The organism is Arthrobacter sp. Br18 (assembly GCF_000520555.1).
Lineage (GTDB): Bacteria > Actinomycetota > Actinomycetes > Actinomycetales > Micrococcaceae > Arthrobacter_D.
The window spans coordinates 1-22,236 of sequence record NZ_KI914880.1 but is presented as its reverse complement, the minus strand read 5'-3'; the positions used below and the strand labels follow the sequence as shown (position 1 = coordinate 22,236).

At 66.1% G+C, this 22,236-nt stretch carries 21 protein-coding genes, 1 tRNA gene and 1 pseudogene; 13 read left to right on the top strand and 10 right to left on the bottom strand.

What is annotated here, in order from left to right; all coding sequences use genetic code 11:
- On the top strand, positions 1 to 413 hold a 413-nt coding region (locus tag Y704_RS24875), incomplete at its 5' end, for a DUF4190 domain-containing protein (protein ID WP_051477068.1).
- Between the two features lie 257 nt (positions 414 to 670).
- Here the strand turns inward: Y704_RS24875 and Y704_RS24090 are convergent.
- A pseudogene (locus Y704_RS24090) lies at positions 671 to 904 on the bottom strand (ATP-binding protein); the annotation flags it as partial.
- A gap of 180 nt (positions 905 to 1,084) precedes the next feature.
- Between Y704_RS24090 and Y704_RS21330 the strand changes: the two are divergent.
- Together Y704_RS21330 and Y704_RS25350 are read left to right on the top strand one after the other, a co-directional pair.
- On the top strand, positions 1,085 to 1,678 hold the full coding sequence (locus Y704_RS21330) for an SAM-dependent methyltransferase (protein ID WP_253904345.1): 594 nt from the start codon (positions 1,085 to 1,087) through the stop codon (positions 1,676 to 1,678).
- 4 nt (positions 1,679 to 1,682) lie between these two features.
- Positions 1,683 to 1,970: a hypothetical protein gene (locus Y704_RS25350; RefSeq protein ID WP_253904344.1), complete on the top strand. Its 288-nt coding sequence runs from the start codon at positions 1,683 to 1,685 to the stop codon at positions 1,968 to 1,970.
- Positions 1,971 to 2,778: 808 nt separating this feature from the next.
- Here Y704_RS25350 and Y704_RS0113510 read toward each other — a convergent pair.
- The 4 genes from Y704_RS0113510 to Y704_RS0113495 all read right to left on the bottom strand — a co-directional run bounded on the left by Y704_RS0113510 (position 2,779) and on the right by Y704_RS0113495 (position 7,745).
- Complete coding sequence (locus Y704_RS0113510) at positions 2,779 to 4,137, bottom strand: DUF4032 domain-containing protein (RefSeq protein WP_026550510.1); 1,359 nt, start codon at positions 4,135 to 4,137, stop codon at positions 2,779 to 2,781.
- Positions 4,138 to 4,268: 131 nt separating this feature from the next.
- Positions 4,269 to 5,357 carry an ABC transporter ATP-binding protein gene (gene ugpC / locus Y704_RS0113505; RefSeq protein ID WP_026550509.1) on the bottom strand — a complete coding sequence of 363 codons (1,089 nt, stop codon included), beginning with the start codon at positions 5,355 to 5,357 and terminating at the stop codon, positions 4,269 to 4,271.
- A 136-nt stretch (positions 5,358 to 5,493) separates the two neighbouring features.
- Positions 5,494 to 6,279, bottom strand: a complete 786-nt coding sequence (otsB, locus tag Y704_RS0113500) for a trehalose-phosphatase (RefSeq protein ID WP_026550508.1) — start codon at positions 6,277 to 6,279, stop codon at positions 5,494 to 5,496.
- Complete coding sequence (locus tag Y704_RS0113495) at positions 6,276 to 7,745, bottom strand: alpha,alpha-trehalose-phosphate synthase (UDP-forming) (RefSeq protein ID WP_026550507.1); 1,470 nt, start codon at positions 7,743 to 7,745, stop codon at positions 6,276 to 6,278. The genes otsB and Y704_RS0113495 overlap by 4 nt, the downstream gene beginning before the upstream one ends.
- Before the next feature lie 150 nt (positions 7,746 to 7,895).
- Here Y704_RS0113495 and Y704_RS0113490 point away from each other — a divergent pair, with 150 nt between their 5' ends.
- The 3 genes from Y704_RS0113490 (at position 7,896) to Y704_RS22850 (ending at position 9,865) form a co-directional block, all read left to right on the top strand.
- On the top strand, positions 7,896 to 8,741 hold the full coding sequence (locus tag Y704_RS0113490; protein ID WP_026550506.1) for a DsbA family protein: 846 nt from the start codon (positions 7,896 to 7,898) through the stop codon (positions 8,739 to 8,741).
- A gap of 90 nt (positions 8,742 to 8,831) precedes the next feature.
- Positions 8,832 to 8,908 (top strand) — tRNA-Thr (locus tag Y704_RS0113485).
- Positions 8,909 to 9,007: 99 nt separating this feature from the next.
- Entirely contained in the window at positions 9,008 to 9,865 is an 858-nt protein-coding gene (locus Y704_RS22850; protein ID WP_051477066.1) for a hypothetical protein, read from the top strand.
- A gap of 11 nt (positions 9,866 to 9,876) precedes the next feature.
- Here Y704_RS22850 and Y704_RS0113475 read toward each other — a convergent pair whose 3' ends face one another.
- Positions 9,877 to 10,371, bottom strand: a complete 495-nt coding sequence (locus Y704_RS0113475) for a metallophosphoesterase family protein (protein WP_035772804.1) — start codon at positions 10,369 to 10,371, stop codon at positions 9,877 to 9,879.
- A gap of 145 nt (positions 10,372 to 10,516) precedes the next feature.
- Between Y704_RS0113475 and Y704_RS0113470 the strand changes: the two genes are divergently transcribed.
- The 4 genes from Y704_RS0113470 to Y704_RS0113455 all read left to right on the top strand — a co-directional run bounded on the left by Y704_RS0113470 (position 10,517) and on the right by Y704_RS0113455 (position 12,470).
- Positions 10,517 to 10,711 carry a hypothetical protein gene (locus tag Y704_RS0113470; RefSeq protein WP_026550504.1) on the top strand — a complete coding sequence of 65 codons (195 nt, stop codon included), beginning with the start codon at positions 10,517 to 10,519 and terminating at the stop codon, positions 10,709 to 10,711.
- 69 nt (positions 10,712 to 10,780) lie between these two features.
- Complete coding sequence (locus tag Y704_RS21315) at positions 10,781 to 11,143, top strand: EGFR-like transmembrane domain-containing protein (RefSeq protein WP_051477064.1); 363 nt, start codon at positions 10,781 to 10,783, stop codon at positions 11,141 to 11,143.
- A gap of 90 nt (positions 11,144 to 11,233) precedes the next feature.
- The gene (locus tag Y704_RS21310; protein WP_051477063.1) at positions 11,234 to 12,130 is read left to right on the top strand and encodes an SDR family NAD(P)-dependent oxidoreductase; all 897 of its coding nucleotides are present in this window, start codon (positions 11,234 to 11,236) and stop codon (positions 12,128 to 12,130) included.
- Positions 12,131 to 12,197: 67 nt separating this feature from the next.
- The gene (locus Y704_RS0113455; protein WP_026550503.1) at positions 12,198 to 12,470 is read left to right on the top strand and encodes a hypothetical protein; all 273 of its coding nucleotides are present in this window, start codon (positions 12,198 to 12,200) and stop codon (positions 12,468 to 12,470) included.
- 40 nt (positions 12,471 to 12,510) lie between these two features.
- Here the strand turns inward: Y704_RS0113455 and Y704_RS0113450 are convergent, their stop codons facing one another.
- A complete protein-coding gene (locus Y704_RS0113450) occupies positions 12,511 to 14,172 on the bottom strand; it encodes a catalase (protein ID WP_026550502.1) in 1,662 nt (553 codons plus the stop codon).
- 175 nt (positions 14,173 to 14,347) lie between these two features.
- On the opposite strand from Y704_RS0113450, the gene Y704_RS21305 reads away from it, so the two are divergent.
- Positions 14,348 to 15,595 carry a glycosyltransferase 87 family protein gene (locus Y704_RS21305; protein WP_051477061.1) on the top strand — a complete coding sequence of 416 codons (1,248 nt, stop codon included), beginning with the start codon at positions 14,348 to 14,350 and terminating at the stop codon, positions 15,593 to 15,595.
- On the opposite strand, the gene Y704_RS0113440 is transcribed toward Y704_RS21305, so the two are convergent.
- Entirely contained in the window at positions 15,543 to 17,342 is a 1,800-nt protein-coding gene (locus tag Y704_RS0113440; protein WP_026550501.1) for a thiamine pyrophosphate-requiring protein, read from the bottom strand. The two genes, Y704_RS21305 and Y704_RS0113440, sit on opposite strands and share 53 nt — an antisense overlap.
- Before the next feature lie 11 nt (positions 17,343 to 17,353).
- Positions 17,354 to 18,505 carry a baeRF2 domain-containing protein gene (locus Y704_RS0113435; protein WP_026550500.1) on the bottom strand — a complete coding sequence of 384 codons (1,152 nt, stop codon included), beginning with the start codon at positions 18,503 to 18,505 and terminating at the stop codon, positions 17,354 to 17,356.
- Positions 18,506 to 18,683: 178 nt separating this feature from the next.
- On the opposite strand from Y704_RS0113435, the gene Y704_RS0113430 reads away from it, so the two are divergent.
- A complete protein-coding gene (locus Y704_RS0113430) occupies positions 18,684 to 18,896 on the top strand; it encodes a hypothetical protein (protein ID WP_026550499.1) in 213 nt (70 codons plus the stop codon).
- 503 nt (positions 18,897 to 19,399) lie between these two features.
- On the opposite strand, the gene Y704_RS0113425 is transcribed toward Y704_RS0113430, so the two are convergent.
- A complete protein-coding gene (locus tag Y704_RS0113425; RefSeq protein WP_026550498.1) occupies positions 19,400 to 20,488 on the bottom strand; it encodes an alkene reductase in 1,089 nt (362 codons plus the stop codon).
- Positions 20,489 to 20,658: 170 nt separating this feature from the next.
- Here Y704_RS0113425 and Y704_RS21295 point away from each other — a divergent pair, with 170 nt between their 5' ends.
- Positions 20,659 to 22,188 carry an MFS transporter gene (locus Y704_RS21295; protein WP_275451068.1) on the top strand — a complete coding sequence of 510 codons (1,530 nt, stop codon included), beginning with the start codon at positions 20,659 to 20,661 and terminating at the stop codon, positions 22,186 to 22,188.
- The last annotated feature ends 48 nt before the right edge of the window (positions 22,189 to 22,236 follow it).

Genomic DNA, 22,236 nt, shown 5'->3' with positions numbered 1-22,236 from the left:
AGTCGGGTCAGTCCGGTGGGTCTCGGACGCAGGGGCAGTCCCCTTATGCCCAGTCACGGTACCCCTCCGAGGGGGGAGGCTACCCGGGCCAGCAGGGTTACGGCACCGCGCCAAGGGCGAACCCCGGCCGCACGCTGGGAATTGTAGGTTTCATCCTCGCCTTTCTGCCGTTCCTCAACCCTGTCGGCGTGATTGTCAGCATTGTCGCCCTGGTGAAATCCAAGAAGGCCGGGATGGGCAACGGACTGGCGGTTGCGGGCATCATCATCGGCACGCTTGCGACGATCGGATTGGTTCTCCTCATCGTGGGCCTCGTCGCGGCTGCTCCACTGTTCGAGGAAGTGGCTGTCTTCTGCCAGGAAGCCGGCCCGGGCCCGCAGGTCTTCAACGGCCAGGAGATCAACTGCCCATAGGACTCAACGCCGTTGTCGTTGCGGGAGGCCGGTAGCCCTGACGGTTGCCGGCCTCTTCTCGCGGCGGCGTTAGCCGGCTCGTCGCCGTTCGTGGGGAATGGCTTCGCAGGGGTGGGTGTGATGCCGCCGTCCGGTTGGCACTGTTCAGCAGGATACGGGACCGGTAGTTGTGGGGGTTGCGGCAGCCACGTCCGGTGGGTTCGGTGTGTTTGATCGCCGGGACCGCCGCTCCTCGATTCGACGCGCAAGGCCGACGTCCGGTCCAGTTCCATATAGCAGAGCTCGTCGATGCAGGGCAGATCGAACCGTCCGCAGCGGGCAATGGACCTGGGCAGCATTTTCTCGCCGTCGGCCTCGACAAGTTCGTTTACGAGCCTCGTGCCGAGGCTGCATTTGACCAGGTATCCCTTCTCGGCCGCGGCGGTACCGAGGCCGATGATCAGATGTGATTTCCCGGTGCCGGAGTCTCCGGTGAGGCGCAGGGGCTCGCCTCAAACGCTGATCCGCGCAGAGGGTTGACTCCCGGCGGGCCGTGTAGGGCCCCAATTGGTCGTGTGCACGTTGCTCAATCCGTTCGGAATCGAGCCCGGTTCCATTACCGCGAACGAGAAGCTATCGGTTCTTCAGCTGCGACCTTCCGATGGCGTGGACCGGCGTTGTAATGTGATGGCGTGATCGTCCCCGATATCTCCCAGAACGCCGTGGCGGTCGCGGATCATTATGACGAGCTCGATCCGGTTTATCGTCGGGTGTGGGGCGAGCATGTCCATCATGGGCTATGGTCGACGGGTCGCGAGACGCCCGCCGAGGCCGTCGAGGCGCTTGTCAACACGGTCGGCGATCGGCTGCGACTTCTGCCCGGCGAGGCGTGCGTCGACATCGGCTGCGGCTATGGCGCTACCGCAAGGCACCTCGCGGTGACACGTAGGGTCCGCGTTACCGGCTTCACGCTTTCCGCTGAACAGGCCCACTACGCCGCCGCGCATCCGGTACCCGACGTGGACATCCATCTCCGCGACTGGCTCGTCAACGGGATGCCCGATGCCTCGGCCAATGCCGCATGGGCGATCGAGTCGAGCGAGCACATGGTCGACAAGCCCCGGTTCTTCGCCGAGGCACATCGCGTGCTGTCCCCCGGCGGCCGCTTCGTCGTCTGCGCGTGGCTCGCCGAAACTGATGTTGGCGGTTGGAAGGTTCGCCACCTGCTCGAGCCGACCTGCCCTCGAAGGGCGCCTGCCCTCGATGGGCACACGCGAGGAATATGAGGCGATGGCAATAGCTGCGGGCTTTGCGATCGACAGCTATGAGGATGTCAGCCGCCGTGTGGCGCGCACATGGACGATCTGCGCCCGTCGACTGGTGAAGGCCTTGCTCGTCGATCGCGAGACCCGTCGCCTCGCACTCGGCGCACGCAATCGCTTCGTCCTGAGCATCCCCCGCCTGATCCTGGCCTACCGTACCGGTGCGATGCGTTACGGGATCTTCACGCTGTCGAAGGCGAGGGAGAACGCGGCGCCCCGCGAACCCGGCACATCAACGCAGCAGGAGCCGGCCTGATCGTCGGCACCACTACTGTCAAACTGGCTCTTCGCGGTTCATGGGGAACGGCTTGCTGAGGTGAGTGTCATGCCGCCGGAAAGGTTTTCGGCACCCTTGAGCAGTAGCCGCCGGTTGGCCCAGACCTGGTCGGCGGCCCGTCCGCACCGGCCCTTGGTCCTGGGTCAGGCGCTTACGGACCTCGGTGAGCATGATGTTGGCGAGCATGCTCACGTGGAACGCGTCCACGGACATGGCGGTGCGGGGCCGCCACATCCGCGACGCCTTCCGGAATGCCGCAGACAGGTCGATCGCCACGACCTGGTTCGTACCGGGTCCAGGTCTTCGTTGTCGGGTCCTGGAAGAACCTCACCAACCGGTACCGGCGCCCATCGATGCCCAGCATCCGCGGCGCCAGGCCGTTCACGTCCGGCAGCCGCAGGGAAGCCTGGTTGACCGCTTCCCGGACCAGCCACCACGACACCCGAACGAGGCCGCTGTCCCAGAGACCGCCCGGCCGGAATCGATGACCGCCGAGACCACCTGATCCGTCGGCCCACGGGTGGAACGAGCGAACCTGGGCACCTGCTCGGTGGCCTCCGCGAACGGCTTCCGGGCACACCACGCTTCATCGCAGAACCACCGCCGCTTCGCCCGGAGGAAGTCCACCGGACCGCCGACCGGAACGTCGCGGACCCGTTGCAGGCGGCGTTCATTCCGCCTCGATGCGATGACCCCGCACGACGGGCACCGGTTGCGTCCGCGGCCTCTACAGTGATCCAGTGCTCTACGACACGAGCTCGATTTCCCACGATCCGTGAAGGGCCCTTCAGCCGTCCTCGAAATTGTCGTCCCCATCGAGGCCGATGGACTTCGAGTCAGCGGTGAGCATGATTTCCGCCTCGTCCCGGCGGTGCCGCAGTTCGGAGTCGAGATACGACTGCACCGCTTCGGCCATGGGGACATTCCGGTCCTCGCGCTCCGACATGTACCACCGATGCTCAAGCACCTCGTGAACCACCTCAGCAGGCTCAAGTTTTCCGCCAAGCTCACGGGGAACGGCCCGGACAATGGGCTCGAAGACTTCACTGACCCACAGGTGTGCGCTGAGCTCTTCGTCGAGCGTCGGGTTGTTGTCTGCCCGATAGGCGTCCATATTGTTGAGCAGACGCCTGGCCTGGTTCTCCTGTGCGTCAAGGCCGGTCAACCGCAACAGCCGGCGGCTGTGGTGTCCGGCATCGACGACTTTCGGCTGGAGCTGGATCTGGCTGCTGTTCGCCACGGTCTTGATGGCGTATTCCTCGACGTCGAACCCCAATTCGTTGAGCCGCCGGATACGCGCTCCAACCCGCCACCGGTCACCGAGCTCGAATGATTCCTGCTCGGTGAGCTCCGTCCAGAGCCTCCGGTAGCTGTCCATGATGAGTTCACTGGTGGCGAGAGGGTCGACTTTCTCCTCGATCAGCCCACCCTCCGCCAGGTCCATCAGTTCACCTGCGATGTTCACCCGCGCGATCTCCAGGTCATACTCACGCTGGCCGCTCGACAACTCGGGATAGAGCTCACCCGTTTCGGCGTCGACGAGGTAGGCGGCGAACGATCCAGCATCCCGGCGGAACAGCGTGTTCGACAGCGAAACGTCACCCCAATAGAAACCGATGAGGTGCAGCCGCACAAGCAGAAGTGCCTGCGCATCGATGAGCCGGGTCAGGGTGTCGCGTCGAAGCGTCTGCGAGAACAGTGCTCGGTAGGGCAGTGAGAATTTCAGGTGCCGCGTCACCAGCACGGGGTCCAGGTCCTCGCCTTCCGGGGTGGCGCGGCCGGAGATGACGGCGACCGGCTCGACGCACGGGACGTCCAGGCGCTGCAGCTTGCGAAGCATGTGGTATTCGTGCCGCGCGATGTGCTCGCTGGTCTCCTTGATGGCGATGACCGAGCCGCCGAGATGGGCAAACCGGACCACGTGCCGGGAAATGCCGCGCGGCAGGGCGGCCAGGCTCTGGGCCGGCCACTGTTCGAGCGCCACGTGCCAGGGAAGGTCCAGCAGTTCCGGATCCGTGGCGGCTGCAGTGATATTGAGTGAACCGAGCGTGGATTGTGTTGCCGCCGCCCTGACCCGGGGAAGCTTGCCGGTCTGGCCGTAATCGGTGGGTTCATCGTGCCAATTGGCATTGGAAGCCTCGGTCATGGTGTTGCCTCCGGGTTGCGGTGGGAAAGAAGCTTGTTCCAGCCTAATTCCACTGCACGGTTAAAGCAGGACGCGGCGGCCTGCGGGCTGCCCAGGCAACCAGCGGACCGCCGCTTATCGCGCGGGTGGGGCTAGACCGTTTCCGCCAGGCGAAGCCCTGAGGTGGTGTCGAAGAGGTGCACGTGGCCCTGCTCCGGACGGACGTACACGGTGTCGCCCTTCATGGGGGGGCGCCGCCCGTCGACACGGACGACCATGTCGTGGTTCTTGCCGTTGAGCGTGGTGTGCCCGTAGATGTAGGCGTCGGCGCCCAGTTCCTCGACGACGTCGACCTCGACCTGGAGGCCTTCGCCCGTGGAACTGAGGACGAGGTCCTCGGGACGGACACCCAGCGTGACGGTGTTGCCCGCGGCGTTACGGAGGATGTCCCCGGGGACCGGGTAGACGATTCCGCCGAACAGGACGCCGCCGTCGGTGACCGGCATTTCGAGCAGGTTCATGGCGGGGGAGCCGATGAAGCCCGCAACGAAGACGTTCTTCGGCCGCTCATAGAGGTTGCGCGGCGTGTCGACCTGCTGCAGGATGCCTGCCTTGAGGACCGCAACGCGGTCTCCCATGGTCATGGCTTCCACCTGGTCGTGAGTCACGTAGACCGTGGTGACTCCGAGGCGGCGCGTCAGGGAAGCGATCTGCGTACGGGTCTGGACGCGAAGCTTGGCATCCAGGTTGGACAGCGGCTCATCCATCAGGAAGACCTGCGGGTTACGGACGATCGCGCGGCCCATGGCGACACGCTGGCGCTGACCGCCGGAGAGTGCCTTCGGCTTGCGGTCGAGGTAGTCCTCCAGATCCAGGAGCTTCGCAGCCTCGCGGACGCGCTCAGCGCGCTCTTCCTTCGATACGCCGGCAATCTTGAGCGCGAAGCCCATGTTGTCCGCTACCGACATGTGCGGGTAGAGGGCGTAGTTCTGGAAGACCATCGCGATATCGCGGTCCTTCGGCGGGACATCGGTGACGTCGCGGTCACCGATCAGGATGCGTCCGGAGTTGACGTCCTCGAGGCCGGCGAGCATTCGCAGGGAGGTGGACTTGCCGCAGCCGGAGGGCCCCACGAGGACGAGGAACTCGCCGTCTGCGATCTGGATGTCCAGCTTGTCGACGGCAGGTTTGTCGGTGCCCGGGTAGAGGCGCGTGGCCTGGTCAAAAGTGACAGTTGCCATGGTTTTTCCTTTTCACGGGCAGGTACGTGCCCGACGATCCGTAGTGAATGGAGGGATATTCAGTTGATTTCGCGCTGGTTTCACCTGCCCTGGGGGCAGGTGAGATTGATCACGCCTTTCGAGTATGGCACGGTTCCTACCGGGACGCACCTGAGGAGCGCATCGCCAGCAGCTCCTCGAGGACGGCGGTCAACGCCGCCGGAGAGGAGACGCGGTGCTGCGCGGCGCTGTCGCCGTCGCCGACCTTGACGCCGACATCCTGCGGACCGAGGACGCGCTGGGCGTGCTCGTCAGTGACGTCGTCGCCCGCGAAGAAGACGGCAGTAGCCCCTGTGAACGAGCGAAGCCGGTTCAGGCCGTCGCCCTTGTCCGCCTCGATGACCGACACCTCAAGAACCTGCTTTCCCACGGTGATGTGCAGCCCGGCCAGGGCGGCGAGCCCTGCCCGGGCGGCGTCGACCGCGGCGCGCGCGACATCGGCGTCGGCGCTTCGCGTGTGCAGCACCACACCGGCAGGCTTGAACTCGGACCAGGTGCCGGGATGAGCGTCCGCAACCTGCTGCAGTGCGGCCGTCGAGGCCTCCAGCAGCGATCGCTGGTCGTCGGTGAGTGTCAGGGGTTCACCCCCGACGCCGGTCCAGGTCTCCGCCCCATGGCTGCCGATGAGCAGGGTGTCCGGGCCCGGCTCCGCGACGAGCCGAAGGCTGTCGATCGCGCGGCCGGAGATGAGTGCTGTCGTCGTCCTGGGCAATGCCGCCAGCGCCTGAAGCGCCGCGGCGGAACCGGCGAGGGACCGGGCGTCCCCGGCCCGTTCGACGAGGGGGGACATGGTGCCGTCGAAGTCCAGGGCCACGAGGAGATGCTCGGTGGCGGCCAGGGTCTGCAGGGCCCGCCCCAGAGCCCCCTCGATGACGCCAGTCATGATTCCCCCCGGCCACCATCATGGAGGGCGTCCAGGAAGGCCTTCGACCAGCGTTCGACGTCGTTCTGCAGTACCTGCCGGCGCATGATCCTCATGCGGCGCATCGTCTCGGCCCTCGGCATCGTGAGGGCCTTGACGATCGCTGCCTTCAGTCCGTCGATGTCGTGGGGATTGACGAGGATGGCCTGCCGCAGGGTGTCGGCAGCACCCGCGAACTCGCTGAGCACCAGTGCACCCCGGTTTTCCGTGCGCGCCGCGACGTATTCCTTGGCGACGAGGTTCATGCCGTCCCGAAGGGCGGTGACGAGCATGACGTCGGCTGCCAGGTACAGCGCTACCATCTCCTCGACCGGGTAGCTGTGGTGAAGATAGCGGATGGCGGTGTTCTTCATGGTGTCGTAGGTGCCGTTGATACGGCCGACGGAGCCCTCGATGTCCTCCCGCAGGAGCCGGTACTGCTCGACGCGCTCACGGCTGGGACTGGCCACCTGGATCAGCGCGGCATCCTCGACGGTGATGTCGCCATCCTCGAGGAGTTCGCCGTAAGCCTTCAGCCGGTGGCCGATGCCCTTGGTGTAGTCGAGGCGATCCACTCCCAGCAGGATGTGCTGGGGGTTGCCCAGTTCACGCCGGATCTCACGCGACCGTTCGATGATGTCCTCCCGCTGGGCCAGCGCGGCGATGGCGCTCGCGTCGATGGAGATCGGGAAGGCTTCTGCGCGGGAAACATAGGCGAATTCGCCGTTCTCGCTCGTCACATGCACCTGCTGGGCCTTGATGGTGTGCCCCTTGAAGCGGCGCACGCACCTCAGGAAGTTGCTTGCATCGCTGGGCCGCTGGAAGCCGATCAGGTCCGCCCCGAGCAGCCCCTCGATCACCTGGCGCCGCCAGGGCAGTTGTGCGTAGATTTCCAGCGGCGGGAAGGGGATGTGGTTGAAGAATCCGATCCGAAGGTCGGGCCGTGCCTCACGCAGCAGTTTCGGGACCAACTGCAGCTGGTAGTCCTGCACCCACACCGTGGCGCCCTTCGATGCGACGGCGGCCGTCGCCTGCGCGAAGCGTTCGTTGACGCGCCGGTAGGAGTCCCACCACGTGCGGTGGAACTCGGGGGACGCGATGACGTCGTGGTACAGGGGCCACAGCGTGGCGTTGGAGAACCCCTCGTAGTACAGCTCTACTTCCTCGCCGCTGAGCGGCACCGGGACCAGCCGCATGTTCGCCTCGTCGAACGAGTCGAGCGTTTCATCAGGAGCACCGTGCCAGCCCACCCACGCTCCGTCGGCCTTCGCCATGACGGGGGCGAGCGCCGTCACCAGCCCGCCGGGGGAGCGGCGCCAGGAACTGCTGCCGTCGTCGTCGGTCACGCGGTCCACCGGCAGCCGGTTGGAGACCACGATGAACTCGAAGTCCCCGTAGTCGGTGCTCTCCGTGTCGCTGTCGGTGGAGGTTTGCTGTGCTGAACTCACTCTGGCTCCTGCGCGATAGTAGGCCTGCAGACGACTCTATCGGTTCCACCCTGCAGCGACGGCGGCTTGCCGGCTGCGGGGTGGTTCCGCCGGCCGAAGCTAAACTGGTGCGGCGGGAGCATGCGCAGGGCTTGCACCGGGAAGGGTCACATGGCATCGCGCAGCTCCCGCAGGACCGACTGGAGCGCCGAGGCCCGCGACAAGGCGCGGCTGCTGGATGAGGAGCGGCAACGCCGGAGCGGCCGGCTCATCAAGTGGGGCGTGGTCGCAGCGGCGGCAGTGATCGCTGCGGTGATCGCGCTGATAGTGGTCAACAGCCTCCGCGGCCAGGTATCCGACACCGGTCCGGCTCCGCGGCACGGCAACGAGTACGGCGGCATCACGCTCCTCTCCGAAACCGAGTTGGCCGGAACCGGGACGGGCGGCATCGATACGGCGTCCCTTCCCGAGGAGACGGCCCCTCCCGGCGAGGTTCCGCCCGGAGTAGCGCCTGCGGCGGCGGGGGAACCGATCCCGGTGGTGTCCTACGTGGACGTGAACTGCGTGTTCTGCGCCGCGTTCGAGGCGAAGTATACGGACGAGCTTCGCGCCTGGCTCGACGCAGGCGACATCACCCTTGAATACCGCACGGTGGCATTCCTGGACCGTAATTCGACGACCGACTACTCATCGCGGGGCGCCGGCGCGCTTGCCTGCGTGGCAGATTCCTCGCCGGCCCGCTATCTCGAATTCACCGGCGCCCTGTACACGAACTTCGAAAGCGGCGAGCTCGACGACGACGGTCTGGCTGCGCTCGCGGAGGGGGTTGGGGCGGGGGATATTTCCGCCTGCCTCTCGGACAACACCTTCCGGCCATGGGTCGACTACACCACGCAGGCAGCGGAGCTTTCCGGCATCAGCGGAACTCCGACGGTCTACGTCGACGGCCAGGAGGTCCCGGATGCCGTCGAGGACTTCGCGACGGTGATGCAGGATGAACTCAGCGCACGGGGCTGATTTTCAACCGGTGCGACGCTGGGCTACCCTTATTGAGCGCAAGTTGTCGGTTCCCAGCAACGACGACGGCGCCGCCGGCCCAGCCGGCATGCCTCCTTAGCTCAGTTGGCCAGAGCACCGCTCTTGTAAAGCGGGGGTCGTCGGTTCGAATCCGACAGGGGGCCCCACAGAAGGGGTGGCTCCGGGCCCCGCTGAGCGCAGGAAATCCTTCCCGAGCCGACTCCGCGAGCGGATAATTGCACCTATCCCGAGCGGAGGTGCCGGTCATGGTGATTACCGTTCTCTGCACTCTGCTTTTCCTCTCCGGCCTCGTGCTGATCGTTGTGTTCGGCGGCCGGCCGATGCAGTCACCCGTCGGGGACCGCCCACCGCCCTCGGGGGCCCCGCGCCGGATCGACCACCAAAAATCAGCACTGCTGCGTTATATCTGGTGGGCGAGTGTGACGACATTCGCCACACTGGTGTCCGGGATCCTCATGGCCGGCGCCGGAGGCCGATTGGCGATGCGGGTCCTGGCGCTCACTTCTCCGCAGGCTCAGGGGCGGCTGACAGAGGCCGGGGAAACCGTCGGCGACATCACCATGAGCGGGACACTGGGCTTCTTCCAGTTCGTCGGTCTGATCGGAGGGTTCCTGTCGGCGCTGCTGTTCGTGCTCGTCCACTCCTGGCTGCCGAGGGGCCGGCTCGGTGGTGCGGTATTCGGCGTACTGCTGCTGGTCGTCTTCGGGGCTACCCTGGAGCCGTTGCGCGCGGATAACGTCGACTTCACCATCGTCGGACCCGGCTGGCTATCGGTAGTGCTGTTCTCGGTTCTCATGGTGCTGCACGGGATGCTGGTTGCCGCCGCGGCCGGATGGTACAGCGGGCGGCTTCCGGCCCGATTCAGCCAGTCCAGGCTTGCCTACTCGCCCCTCGCCGGGCTGGTCCTGCTGCCGCCGGCCGCTGTGCTGGTGGTAATCGGTGCGCTGGCCGTGCTGGTCGTTTCGAGATTCGTGCCGCCCACGGCGCGGTGGTGGACTTCGCGTCCCGTTCGGTGGGCCGGGGTCGCCGTCATCGGCATGGTGGTCATTCTCTCCCTGCCGGGATTTGTCGGATCCTTGACGGAGATTGTCGGAAGAACCTGAGGATCCGGGACCTACAGCGTGTGAAGCACCACCTCGATCGCGTCCCCCGTCACAGTCGCCGTCATGTAGGAGCAGTGCGGCTGCCGACGACGGTCGGTCGGCGAGCCGGGATTGAGGAGCCGGAGTCCCCTCGGCGTGGTGGTGTCCCAGGGAATGTGGCTGTGACCGAAGACCAGCACGTCCGTTCCGGGAAACCGCAGATCCATCCGCGCTTCCCTGCCGGTTTTCGCTCCTGTCTCGTGCACGACGGCGAAACGGAGTCCGCCCACGACGTCGTGGGCCACCAGCGGGAGGCGATCGCGGATCCCGTCGCCGTCATTGTTGCCGTAGCACGCAAGGAGGCGCCGGGAGCGACGCGAAAGTTCCTCGAGCAGCGCGCGTTCCGTCCAGTCGCCGGCGTGCACGACGACGTCCGCAGCCCCTACGGCAGCCCAAACCTCCGGGGGAAGAATCTTCGCCCGCTTCGGCAGATGAGTGTCCGAGAGAAGGACGAGGCGAATTTCCATACCGGCAATCCTCCCAGCACAAGTCCTGTCCGTGACAAAGAATCACCGCTGTGCCATGATTTCCCTAAGCATGCTTAGTATCAAGGCCGGGCATGCCGGTGCGTCATTCCCTTGACCGCCAGTGAGAGACCAGATGGAGGAAACGATGCAGATCGACAAGTCGCAGATCATCGACATGCTGAAGTCCCAGGGCAAGGGTGACTCCGCAGGCCAGGCCGAATCCGAACTTCCCGACAAGGTAGATCCCGAGCAGCATGCGGACCTCCTGTCCAAGTTCGGCATCAACCCGAAGGACCTCCTCGGCAAGTTCTCGGGCGGGCTGGGCGGACTCGGGGGATAGGCAGCTCACCTTCCGACCGGTCGGACACCACAACCAGAGAAGAGAAAACAAGTGGATACAAATCAGATAGTGACGATCGTCATTGGCGTGGTCATCCTCCTGGCTGTTATCGGACTCGTGGTGTTCCTGGCCCGGAAGCGCCGCGAGCAGCACCGCAAGGACCAGCAGGAGAAGGACCGCCACCGGGCGGCCGAGATGCGCGAGAAAGCGGAAGCGTCGGAGCTCGACGCCCGCGAGCGCGAGGCAAAGGCCACCATGGCGGAAGCCGAAGCGCAGCGCGCCGAGGTCGAGGCCGAACGCCTGCGCCGTCAGGCCCAGGAGCGCCAGCATGACGCCCAGGGCCTGCGGGACGAGACGCTGAACCACACGCGGAAAGCCGACGAGCTCGACCCCGACGGCAGGGTGGACCACCAGAAGCACGACGGCCGGTAAACCGGGCGATCCCAGGACACAACGCTGGAGGAACGCCGACATGACGACAGGAACAGGGGCGCACCCGCCCGCGGTCCGGGAGGGTACACCGTGAGGGTTGTGGTCATCACCGGTGCTTCAGGCGGCATCGGGCGTGCGACGGCGCATGCGTTCGCCGCCACGGGAGCTGCACTGGTGCTCGCCGGCCGGAGCGCTGTCGCACTCGACGTCGTGGCGGGTGAGTGCCGCGGGCATGGGGCCGAAGTGATCTCGGTGCCGACCGACGTCAGCGTCGAGGAGCAGGTCGAGGCGCTCGCCGCAGCAGCGGTGGAACGCTTCGGCCGCATCGACGTGTGGGTGGGCTGCGCCTCGGTGTTCAGCCTCGGCACTTTCGAGGACACGCCTCCGGCGCTGTTCCGCCAGCTGATCGAGACCAACCTCTTCGGTCAGGTGTACGGAGCACGAGCAGTGCTGAACTACTTCCGGGAGCAGCATCAGGGAGTGCTCATTTCGATCGGCTCGGTGTACTCGCGGGTTACCGCGCCTTTCGTCTCGCCGTATGTCACGAGCAAGTTCGGACTGCTCGGATTCATGGAAGCGCTGCGCGAGGAGCTCCGCGCCGAGCCTGGGATCCGCGTCTGCACGGTACTCCCGTCCACGGTCGACACCCCCGTCTACCAGCATGCCGCGAACTACACCGGGCAGCGCATCCACCCACTCCCTCCCCTCGTCGATCCAGGCAGAGTGGCTCGCGCCATCGTGCGCGTGGCGGACCGTCCGCGACGGGTGACGGTCGTGGGCAGCGTGCAGGGTGCCTTCATCCCCTTCCGGGCGCTCCTGCCCGCCACGTACGAACGCGTTGTCGCTCCCGTGATGCGACTGGTGGTGCTGCGTGGCGGCGACATCGCACCCTCGGCCGGCAACGTCTTCACTCCGGATCCGGATCCAGATGGCTACCGCGTGAGCGGCGGGTGGAGACTCCTGCCGAGGCTGCGGCGGTTCCGGTAGTTCGAAACGTGACGAACACGATACCGAATTGGTTCCCGATGCCCCGGGGAGGGCCCATAGTAAAGATATGGAACAACTGCACAATCTTCTGTCACAGTGCGCTCGTCTGTTACGGCTGGATCGCGGCACGCGCCAGGCCGCTGCCGGGCTTGCTGTCGTTGCCCTGTTCTGGGTCGTGGGACTGCTCGGCGGCCTTCACATCCTGAATGGCATCACCAATGCGATGACCATTCTGGTGGGGCTGTACGTCATGCTGGGTCTCGTCATCACCTCCCTCGTTGTCGGGGCAGCAGCAACCACGGAACTCAGCCGCAGGGCCAGCCTGAGGTGGCGGAAGTAGAGCTCCGCCACCCCGACCCGCTGCCGCCGTCCGGGCGACCCTAGCGCGGCACGACCACGTGTTCGTTGGGAACACAGTGGGTCATGGTGAGCCCCTGTACGCCCCGCGACCCGTTCCTGCCAAGGTTCTTCAGCCAGGCAAGCTCCGGTTCCGAGAGTGTCTGGCTTTGAAGCGGTCCGAGGTCCTTGACCTCGGACAGCGCGATACCAAGTCCTTCGCCGACGCGATTCCCCAGTTCGTCGTCGGTCATGTAGAAATGCCAGAGCATCCGGTCCTGGACCGGCCGGGCAGCCTGACTGATCAGGGCCACGAAGTTGCCGACCAGGTCGTCCTTCTCCCATTGCTGGAGCAGCTGGTAGCGCTGTCCCGCCTGCAGATAGTCATTCGTCAGGGGAATCCGCTTCCGGGTGAGTTTGCCCGTGATGTCCGGCCCCTGATCGTCGGTCGTGGGGTAGTGCCCCTCGCGCAGGCCCCCCGAGATCGAGGGTTCGTAGTTCACGCCGGGGTTCTGGCCCGGCCCGAGATCCGTGCCGAAGGACATCTGCCCACCGCGCTGGTTCGTGGCGATAGGCGCATTCTTCGGCGAGTTCACCGGTAGCTGCAGGTAGTTGGGTCCGACGCGGTAACGCTGTGTGTCGCTGTAGCTGAAGGTCCGGCCCACCAGCATCTTGTCGTCCGAGAAGTCGAGCCCGTCGACCAGGACACCGGTCCCGAAGGAGAGCTGCTCGTTCTCATTGTGGTGGTCGGTGACGTTCCGGTTCAGCGTCATGGTGCCCACAAGCTTCGGCTCGAAGTCCTGCTCCGGCCAGGTTTTCGTGTCATCGAGCGGGTCGAAGTCGAGTTCCGGGTGCTCGCCGTCGTCCATCAGCTGCACGTACAGGTCCCACTTCGGAAAGTTTCCCTGCTCGATGGCTTCGAAGAGGTCCTTCGAGGCATGCCCCAGATCATTCGCCTGGATGTTCGCAGCATCCGCTTCAGTGAGGCTCTTAACTCCCTGGTGGGGCTGCCAGTGGTACTTGACCAGTTTGGTGCCGCCGTCCGCGTTGACCCACTTGTAGGTGTTCACCCCGAAGCCCTGCATATGCCGGTAATCGGCGGGGATCCCGCGCGGGCTGAACAGGTTCACGAGCATATGCATTGATTCCGGAGTCTGCGACATGAAATCGAAGATCCGGCCTGGCTCCTGGCGAAACGTCACCGGATCGGGTTTCAGGGAGTGGATGACGTCGGGAAACTTCACGGCATCGCGGATGAAGAACACTCCGAGGTTGTTTCCCACGAGGTCCCAGTTGCCGTCCTCTGTGTAGAACTTGACGGCGAAACCACGGGGGTCGCGCGCGGCCTCCGAGGAATCACGACCACCGATCACCGTGGAGAAGCGGATGGCCACCTCGGTCCTCTTGCCGGGCTCGGCAAAAAGCTTTGCCCGCGTGTACCCCGCGACAGGTTCATTCCCCCACATGCCCGTCGCCTCGAACTCGCCGAAGGCCACGAAACCCCGGGCGTGCACCACCCGCTCGGGAATGCGCTCGCGGTCGAAGTGGCTGATCTTCTCGAGGAACTGGTAGTTCTCAAGGGTTGCGGGCCCGCGCGCACCCACAGTCCGTGAGTTCTGGTTGTCATAGACCGTGTGGCCCTGACGATTCGTCAGCAACGGGCGGTCATCGCCCTCGGACGGCGGCTGGCTTGCCACATCTGTCATCGCATCCTCCTTCGCTACGGGGCATCGACGGTCCGGGAGCGCCGGTGCCTCTCCTGCCTTCGACGCTAGCGAACGGCCGACTGGTCAGCAACCTTCGTATCCCCCCGGCACGGAGCCGCTTGACAGGGCTCGATGCTAGAGTGGTGCACTTCTTCCGACCGAGCAGGAAGCCTCCATGAGCGCGCTGCGACCGGCTCCTGATGTCCCGGCACCACAGAGAATCGCGGTCTTCGCGACGTTCACGGCTGTCCACTCCCTCTTCTTCGCCCACCTCGTTCCCTACTTCGCCGACGGGAGCACCTACGGCGATGTGATCCTGTACCGCCACTGGGCGATCCACGGACTCACCACGGGAATCTGGCAGGGCATCGATACGGCATGGGTCTACCCGGCGGGCGCGATGCTCCCGATGGTTCTTCCTGCCCTCGCCGGGCCGGAATCCTACATGCTGGTATGGTTTCTGCTCTGCACCGTCCTCAACTTCTGTGCGGTATGGGCGCTGGTCAGGATCCCCGCCGCACGCTATGGCTGGCAGGCTGCCGTGCTGTGGATGGTGCTGACGGCTGTCCTCGGACCGCTGGCTTTCTCCCGGGTTGATGGCATCACCGGGCCCCTGGTGGTCATCGGACTACTTTTTGCAGGAACCCGTCCCGCCCTCGCGTCGGTGATCCTTTCGGCGGCCACCTGGATCAAGGTATGGCCGGCGGCGGCGGTCTTCGCCCTGCTGGTCGCCGGCCGCGCGCAGGTCAGGGTACTTCTCGCCGGGTTCACTGTTTCAGCAGTTCTCGCGGCGGGAGTTGCTGCAGGCGGAGACGTCCGGAACCTGTTCGGCTTCGTCACCGCCCAGGAGGAGCGGGGGATGCAGCTGGAAGCGCCGCTGAGTACGCCCGGCCTGTGGCAGGCAGTGATCGGCCGGGGAACATCCGTCGTGTTCAACGACGAAATCGACACCATGGAACTCCGCGGTTCCCTGGCTGAGCCTGTCGGTTCCCTGATGAACCCGCTGCTGGGCGGAAGCCTCGTCCTGGTCGGCGCGCTGATGGTGGCGGCGCGGCGGGCGAATGCCGACCCCGGGAAGCTGCTGACCCTTGGAACACTGGCCCTCGTCGGCGTGATGATCGTGTTCAACAAGGTCGGTTCCCCCCAGTTCATTCTCTGGCTGGCAGCGGCGATCGCCGTCGGCGTGGCGATCCGGGGAAGGGAATGGGCGTTCCCTGCGGTACTGATGGTCGCCATCAGCATCCTGACGACGCTCGTCTACCCGCTCCTGTATGAGCAGCTCTATCGGGACCTGGAGCCGGGAGTCGCGCTCCTGCTGTCGGTTCGGAACCTGCTGGTGGTCATCGTTTTCGGCTGGGCGGTCCGGCAGCTCATTGAGCTCCGGCGCCGCTCCGGCGTGACTCCTGTTCTGCATAGGCCCTGAGGAGGTTCCGCGCCGACCGAGCACCGTCCGGTTCCTGCTGCAATGCGCCATCCATGCCCTCGACCTTCAACGCGCCGGCGGGAAACGGCGGAAGAAGCGGAACGTCCGGATCCGTCACGAAGTCGAGGAGGAAGGGCCTGGCGGAGGAAAAGGCCTCCTCCCACCCGGCGGCCACCTGCTCCAGGTCCTCGATCCGCCTGCCGCCCAGGCCGAGCAGGCTGGCGTAGCCCGCGTAGTCGACGTCGGGCAGCGCCTGGCTTGCCGGAAACCGCGGTTCGCCCTCCATCTCCCGTTGCTCCCAGGAGACCTCGGCGAGGTCTCCGTTGTTGATCACGCAGACGACGAAGCGGGGGTCCTCCCAATCCTTCCAGAGTCGGCTCACCGTCATCAGTTCGGCCATTCCCGCCATCTGCAGTGCGCCGTCGCCGCTGATGACCACCACCGGCCTGCCCGGCCGCGCAAGCTTGGCGGCGATGCCGTAGGGCACTGAACAGCCCATGCACCCCAGGGTGCTCGAGAGGTGGGCGGGAACTCCGCGCGGCAGTCTGAGGTGCCGGGCATACCAGTAGACCGAGCTGCCGACGTCAACGGCAACCTGGGCGTTACCCGGCAGGTGACTGCTCAACTCGTGGAACACGCGCTCGGGATTGATCGGGGTGGCCGGGGTCATGGCGCGTTCCCGGGTAAGGGCGCGCCACTCGCGGACCTGATACTCGACGTCGGCCCGCCACGTGCGGTCCTGTTTGCTGTGGAGGAGCGGGGTCAGCGCTCCGAGGGTTTCCGCGGCGTCTCCCGAAAGGGCGATCTCCACCGGGTAGCGGTTGCCGATGGCCTGCGGATCAATGTCGATCTGCACCGCGCGGGCCTGCCCCGGTGCAGGGTAGTACTCGGTCCATGGGTCATTCGAACCGATGATCAGCAGGGTGTCGCACCGGCTCATCAGGTAGGCGCTCGCACTGGTGCCCAGGTGTCCCATGGTTCCCGTGGCGTGGGCGAGGTCCTCATCGATGAACGGCTTGCCGAGCAGGCTCGTGGTGATTCCCGCGCCGAGGCTGTCGGCGACGGCCGCTACCTCCTGCTGTGCCTTCGCCGCGCCCTGCCCCACCAGCAGCGCCACCCTCGATCCGCCGTTGAGCAGTGCGGCGGCGTCGTGCAGGTCCTGTTCCCTCGGCAGCAGGCACCCCGGACTCCACACGGGCGACGACGGCACCACGCCGTGTTCATGGGGTGTCTCCGGGGCCGGCGCCTGCTGGATGTCGTGCGGCAGGATGACGACGGCGGGCGCGCGGAGGGAGAGGGCCGCCTTGAATGCCCGGTCGAGCACCAGAGGAAGTTGCTCCGGGTCGGAGACTTGTTGCTGAAAGGCTGTTGCGACGTCCTTGGTCAGGCTCAGGAGGTCGATCTCCTGTTGGTAGTCGGAGCCGAGGGCAGCCCGCTTCTGCTGGCCGATCAGCGCAACGACGGGAACGCTGTCCAGCTTCGCGTCGTAGAGGCCATTGAGCAGATGGACCGCCCCCGGACCCTGGGTGGCGGTCACCACTCCCACGCCGCCGGTGTACTTTGCATGTGCCACGGCCATGAAGGCGGCCGCTTCCTCATGCCGCGCCTGGATGAATTCCGGGCGGCCTGAGCGGCGCAGCGCGCCCAGCAGCGGATTGATGCCGTCGCCGCTGTAGCCGAAGATCCGTTCCACCTTCCACTGCTGCAGTCTTCCGACGAGGAAATCGGCCGCTGTCCGCTGCTCCACGAGGGGGCTGCCTACACCGCGGCGGGTAGGTCAGGCCCTGTGGGCCATCGAAGGAGCGCCGCGATGGAGCGTGAGTCGAGCGCGCCCGAGGGGTAGAGGGTGACCTTGGCGTCCGTCAGGGCCACCGCACGCAGCATCCCGGCGAGGGCTGGAACCTTGCCGACGACGCCGGCTCCTGCGGTATCGGCTCCGGACAGGGCAATCCAGGGTGCGCTGTCAAGGGCCAGAACCGTCTGGCCGTCCAAAGACGGCGTCTCCAGCAGCAGGGTGTCAACCTGGCCCTGCTGGAGCGCCGTGACCACAGGGCCGGTTCCGACGGCGGTGGTGCGGGTTGCCTGTCCCTCGTGAGCTGCGAGGGTCTCGAGAAGGGAGCGCTGCCGCTCCGCCATCACGCGCACCACCAGTTCCTGTACCTGCAGGGCGAAAGCTTTCTCGTCGGCCCCTGCCGCCCGGGTGTTGCTGTCGATGATGCTCAGCTTGCGGCGGGTTTCATCGGAGACCTGGTCGGCCACGAGCTGGCGCGCGCGGATATCCCCGGCCACGATCACCAGGTGTGCCCGGTGCTGCGTCGCCACGCGGTCGATCTCGCCGGCCACTTCGCCGGCGTTCATCTTCCACACCTTCTCCGCATGCTGCTGGAACCTGCGGTGGGACCAGCCGCCCCCATGGACCTTGCGGGAATGTTCCCGATCGCCCTCGATCTGGGACTGCTCGCCCACCCTGGGTTTGGTCACGTCGCCGTCCGCGTACCGCAGGTATATCTCGCCGCCGCCATGGCCTACCTCGGCAATGACATAGGCGAAGTCCTCGGGGCAGTGGCGCACCAGGGGAGACAGGTCCGGTACCGGGGCCACGGCGACCACCGGGGTCATCACCATCCCGCCGGGAAGGAACTCATCGACGACCGCTTCGCCTTCATGGATCAGGAGAAAGCGGGCCACGGGGTCCGGCAGGCCTCTGGCGGATCGCGACAGTGCTGCGGCAGCTGCAGCACTGTCTGCTTTGGGCGCTCCTGCAGCGTCCATGCTGTCGGAGACGTTCTGCGGAAGCACATCATCGCTTCGGAGGGAATCCACAGTACCCGTGCTCCCGTCCACGTAGATCGTGGTCCATGCGCCAGGGAGGTTGAACAGGTGCTTGTGGTCGATCAGTACTTGCGTCACGGGCAACCTCTGCTTTCTTCGGTGTCGGCGAGCAACGGGCGCCCCACCTGCAGCCCGTCAGATAGGTAAGGACACTTATGGTTTATCACCGGTACGGGCCGGTGGAAAGTGCCCGCGCCCGAAATTGCACCATTGAAAAAGGGGAGCGAGGGTGCATGGAGCGGAGTATCCTACTGCCATGGAATACGTTAAAGCAAATGTTCCACGCGCCTATATCGAGTACCTCAGCACCGTTGACGAGGAGTTCCGGGAAACCGTCCTCATGGTCGTCAAGCAGTCGATCGCCGATGGCCTTCACGGCATCCTGGTGAACAGCAGGTCGGCCCATCACCGCCAGGCTGAAGTCTCGGAGGAAGTGCCCTACGGGCAGGTCGTTGACGCCATCCGCTAGCACCGCCTCGCGACCGCGGCGCGTTGCGCTGGCATGCGGGGCCGGCGAGGCAACCTTCCTCCTGCCCTTATCGGCCCACGCCGTCTCCGGGGGCCCTTCCCGCCGTTGTGCTCCTGGTGAGGCTCGCCGCCCTCACTGCGCTGGCATCGACTGTGGTCTCGTCCCTGAATCCTCCGTCCTGGGCAGTGCTGGCCTTGCTGGTGGTGCCCCAACAGGTGCTTCACAGCGCCTTCACCGGCCTAGGAGACAGCGGGATTTCCGGCGGGCAGGGCGTCCGGCCCGGAATCGCCGGAGCACCATGAGGCGGGGCCGGTGCCTGTCGCACAGGAGCACGGTGCACATGCGCCCGAGGTGATGATCATGCTGCATGCCCACATGGCAGGTGCGCTGCTGACCGGATTTCTTGTCGCGCGATGGCCGGTGAAAACAAAAGCGGCCGCCCCCGGGAGGGGGCGGCCGCCCGGAGGAGTTGCGGGTGCCGATTGGCCGAGCCCGGAACCTGCCTAGTTCCGGCTGAGCGCTTCGTCGTAGAACGGGTAGTCGGTGTACCCCTCGGCGCCGGTGCTGTAGAACGTGGCCGGATTGGGCTCGTTGAGCGGGAGGTCCTCCTGCCAGCGGCGCGCAAGGTCCGGATTGGCGATCGCCGGACGGCCGACGACAACTGCGTCACCCACACCGTCGTCGAGGATGGCCAGTGCTTCGTCGCGGGTGGTGATGAGTCCGAACCCGCTGTTGATCAGCACCGGCCCGCCGAAGCGTCGGCGCAGATCCTGGATGAAGGCGCCTGCGGGCGTCGCGTGAAGGACGCTGAGGTAGGCGATCTGCAACGGGGCGATGCCGTCGACAAGGGCGCCGTAGGTGGCGTGGACGTCGTCCACCTCTGTCTCCAGGGCGTCCTGGATGTTGTGGGCGGGCGAAATCCGCAGGCCCACCCTGTCGGCTCCGATCGCCGCGGCGACTGCGTGGGTAAGTTCGATCACGAAACGCGCACGACCCTCGGGAGAGCCACCGTACTGGTCGTTGCGCTGGTTGGACTCCGGGGAGAGGAATTCATGCAGCAGGTAGCCGTTGGCTCCGTGGAGCTCCACGCCGTCGAAGCCGGCGTCCACGGCGCTGCGTGATGCGGTGACGAACTCCTCGATGACGGCCGGAAGTTCCGCGGTGGTCAGGGCGTGGGGGACCGGGTACGGTTTCTTGCCCTTGGGCGTGCGTGTTTCGCCGTCGATGGCGATCGCGCTCGGTGCGACCACCGCGTGGCCACCGTTGGTGTCCTGATGAGTGACCCGTCCGGCGTGCATCACCTGGGCGACGATGTGCCCGCCGTCGGCATGCACGGCATCGGTGACCTTCCTCCAGCCGGCAAGCTGTTCGGGGGTGACGAGGCCCGGCTGGCCGGGAAATCCTCGGCCGGCGTGGCTGGGGTAGGTGCCCTCACTGACGATCAGGCCCAGCGAAGCGCGCTGGCGGTAGTGCTCGACGACAAGGGGGCCGGGGATGCCCTCGTTCCCCGAGCGCACCCGTGTCAGGGGTGCCATGACAACGCGATTGGTCAGCTTCATTTCGCCGAGGGTCAAAGGGGAAAACAGTTTCACGAATTGCTCTTTCCGTAAGTGCCGGTGCCGGTGGTGTTCCTCCTACCGCCAACGATGCCGTTTCAGGTGATATTCCTTGTGTGTCGTGCGTAACGTGCGTCGACCCCGGGTTCGGGGTGGCACACTGGTGGCGTGAGGTTGCCGGATGTGTGGCCGAAGGCGGTGGCGGCGTGAGTCTGCAGGTGACCATGTCCTCACCGACCGGCCGGTGGATTCTCCTGGCATCCGTGCTCGGTTCAGGCCTTGCCGGGATCGATGCAACTGTAGTGAACGTTGCGCTGCCCACGATCGGCACGGAGCTCGGTGCCGACTTCGCGGGACTCCAGTGGATTGTCACCGGTTACACCCTTACTCTCGCGTCGTTCATCCTGCTGGGAGGGTCGCTGGGGGACCGGTTCGGGCGCCGTCGCGTGTTCCTCGTGGGGGTGGTGTGGTTCGCCGCGGCGTCCCTGATGTGCGGACTCGCCCCCACCATGGACATCCTCATCGGAGCGCGGGCGCTTCAGGGAGTCGGCGGGGCCCTGCTGACGCCGGGAAGCCTCGCGATGATCCAGGCCTCCTTCGCCTCCGAAGACCGCGCGAAGGCGATCGGAGCCTGGTCGGGGTTGGGTGGGGTCGCGACGGCGGTCGGCCCGTTCCTCGGTGGATGGCTTGTCGAGAGCGTCTCGTGGCGGTGGATCTTTCTCATCAATGTGCCGCTCGCTGTCGTGGTGGTCCTGATTGCCCTGCGCCATGTCCCTGAAACACGCGGTGAGGCCGCTACGGGTCGCCTGGATCTGGGCGGAGCGGTACTCGGTGCCGCTGCGCTGGCCGGAGTGACCTACGCGCTCATCGAGGCGCCTGCCCGCGGCATCGGCTCGTTACCGGTTCTGGGATCGGGTCTGGCGGGCATCGCCGCGGCAGGAGCCTTCCTCGCCGTCGAGCGCCACACGGCCCACCCCATGCTCCCGCCCGGAATCTTCGCGGCGCGCCAGTTCGCTGCCGCCAATGCTGTGACATTTCTCGTCTATGCGGCTTTCGGCGGGATCTTCTTCCTGCTGGTGGTGCACCTGCAGGTAGTTGCAGGTTTTTCACCGCTCGCGGCGGGAACGGCACTGCTTCCCGTGACGGTTCTGATGCTGCTGCTCTCACCGCGGGCCGGGGTTCTGGGAACGCGGGTCGGACCCAAACTGCCGATGTCCCTCGGGCCGGTGATCTGCGCCGCAGCACTCCTGCTCATGCTGCGCATCGGTGTTGGCGCTTCCTACCTCACCGACGTGCTCCCAGCGGTGCTGATACTCGGACTGGGGCTGTCGCTCCTGGTGGCACCGCTGACGTCGACTGCACTCTCGGCGGTCCCCGATCGCCAGGCGGGGCTGGCATCCGGCGTGAACAATGCAGTGGCGCGGGCGGCGGGACTCCTTGCCGTGGCGGTGCTTCCGGCACTGGCGGGTCTGTCGGGTGCGGCCTACACCGATGCCGACGCCTTCAACGACGGCTTCCGCACCGCAGTCCTCGTGGGGACGGCGGCACTGCTGGCAGGGGCCCTGCTCGCCGTCATGGCCATCCGCAACACTCCAGGGCCGGAACGGGGTGCGGTCCCGGCCGCGGGACCGGGTGAACCGGCCTCCGGCCATCCAGGGGAGTATCTCCGCTCCTGCTCGATCGATGGACCGTCAACCGCCCCGGGAGCGGTGCGCCAGTCCTGTCCCCCCGGCTGACGCACTGCCTGATCGACGGCCCTGCCTGATCGACGGCCCTGCCTGATC